Below are 1824 nucleotides of genomic sequence, written 5' to 3'. Positions count from 1 at the left end.
TACCTATACCGATACCTACAGCTATAGCACATACTATACCTATTGCATCATGGCTTTCTCCTATTACTGCACTTATAATAGCAGCAGCTATTAATATAAGTATCATAGGTTCACTTAAATTTTCTTTTAAGTCGTCCCAAAAACTGCCTTCTTCTCTTGGAGTAAATTCATTTAGCCCATACTTTTCTCTTCTAGTTTTTACTTCATTACTAGAGAGACCTTTTTCACTATCAACGTCTAATTCTTTTAAGACGCCTTCTTGATTCTCATTATAATATTTCATTTTTATACCCCATATGCGCATTCTATTCTGGCTAAGTTTTGCATTATATCCTTAAGACCAGTATCATTACTTCCTTCACCTATAGCAGAGAACTTCCATGTACCTTCATGTTTGTATATAGTACCTACTATAAGAGAAGTTTTACCTGAATAATCATCAGTTAAGTTATATTTTGCTACTTCTTTTCTGTTAGTCTGATCTACAACTCTAATATATGCATTTTTAATCATACCAAAATGTTGTTTTCTAGCTACACAGTTGTATATGTTTACTACAAATAGTAACTTATGTACATTTACAGGTATGTTATCTAGATTAACTAGTATTTGCTCATCATCTCCAGCTCCATCACCAGTAAGATTATCACCAGTGTGTACTACTGATTTACAAGTACTTTTTAAATTTCCAAAATATACTAGGTCTTTTGAATTACTCATTTGACCTTTTTCATTTAACATAAATACTGATGCATCACAATCTATATCAGCATTTCCTCCACCGCCAAATATGGATTTTAAAAATCCTCCTCCACTTTGACCAACTGGATCCCATCCTAGTCCTACACTTATAGAACTTAATCCTGGATTAGATTTTCTTAAATCTATCTTTTGACCTTTTTTTAAATTGATTGACATAGTAATCCCCTCCTAAATAATTAAACACTTAGACCATAGTTTTTGCAAAGCGCCTCAAGTCCACCTTCAAATCCAGCTCCTACTGCACTAAACTTCCACTCACCATTGTGTCTATAAATTTCACATACAGTTATTGCAGTCTCTATACTAAACTCTTCACCAAGGTCATATCTTAATACCTCTTCCTCATTGTCAGAGTTTAGTACTCTAACATAAGAGTTATTTACTTGACCAAAGTTTTGTCTTCTTTCTGATGCTTCATATATTGTAACAGTAACTGCTACTCTTTCTATATGCTTTGGTATTATATCTAATGATACTAATATTTCTTCATCATCGCCATCACCTTCACCAGTTCTATTATCTCCTAGATGCTCAACACATCCTGATATATGTTTTAGATTGTTATAGAATATAAAATCTTCATCTCTTTCGACTCTTCCTGATTTACCAACCATAAACACACTAACATCTAAATCATAGTCATATCCGCTATCAAATGAATTAGTATCCCATCCTAATCCTAATTTAAGGTTCTTTAGTCCAGGATTACCTTTAGTTAAATCTATTTTTTGACCTTTTTTTAAAGTTATTGCCATAATACATTCCCCCTATATGTAATATAATTATACCAAGTATTCATTTATACATGATATTTAATCTATACATTTTATTATTTTATAGAAAATATGCAAATTATAAACTTATATGTTTATATGCTTATACCGAAGTTGTTACATAAAGCAGCTAATCCACCTTCAAATCCAGATCCTAATGCATTGAATTTCCATTCTCCATTATGTCTATATATTTCTGCTATTACTACTGCAGTCTCTATACTAAAATCTTCACCTAATTCAAAGTTGATTAATTCTTCGTTTTTGTCCACATCCACTACTCTTATAT

The 1824-nt window shown here is 31.4% G+C and carries 4 protein-coding genes; all 4 read right to left on the bottom strand.

Annotated elements, in window-relative coordinates; translation table 11 throughout:
- A partial coding sequence (locus CHL78_RS20060; protein WP_243446494.1) for a cation-transporting P-type ATPase occupies positions 1-283 on the bottom strand: 283 nt, incomplete at its 3' end.
- Between the two features lie 2 nt (positions 284-285).
- Positions 286-918, bottom strand: coding sequence for a TerD family protein (locus CHL78_RS20055; protein WP_094368075.1), 633 nt, complete (start codon positions 916-918; stop codon positions 286-288).
- A 20-nt stretch (positions 919-938) separates the two neighbouring features.
- Complete coding sequence (locus tag CHL78_RS20050) at positions 939-1517, bottom strand: TerD family protein (RefSeq protein WP_094368074.1); 579 nt, start codon at positions 1515-1517, stop codon at positions 939-941.
- A 113-nt stretch (positions 1518-1630) separates the two neighbouring features.
- Positions 1631-1824: TerD family protein (locus tag CHL78_RS20045; RefSeq protein WP_147295874.1), on the bottom strand; the 194-nt coding region annotated here is incomplete at its 5' end.

Source organism: Romboutsia weinsteinii (assembly GCF_002250835.2).
Lineage (GTDB): Bacteria > Bacillota > Clostridia > Peptostreptococcales > Peptostreptococcaceae > Romboutsia_A > Romboutsia_A weinsteinii.
This window is presented reverse-complemented; position numbering and strand designations above follow the sequence as displayed.

Coding starts and splice junctions, on each gene's coding strand:
- CHL78_RS20050 (WP_094368074.1), bottom strand. CDS start 1,517: ATGGCAATAACTTTAAAAAAAGGTCAAAAAATAGATTTAACTAAAGGT.
- CHL78_RS20055 (WP_094368075.1), bottom strand. CDS start 918: ATGTCAATCAATTTAAAAAAAGGTCAAAAGATAGATTTAAGAAAATCT.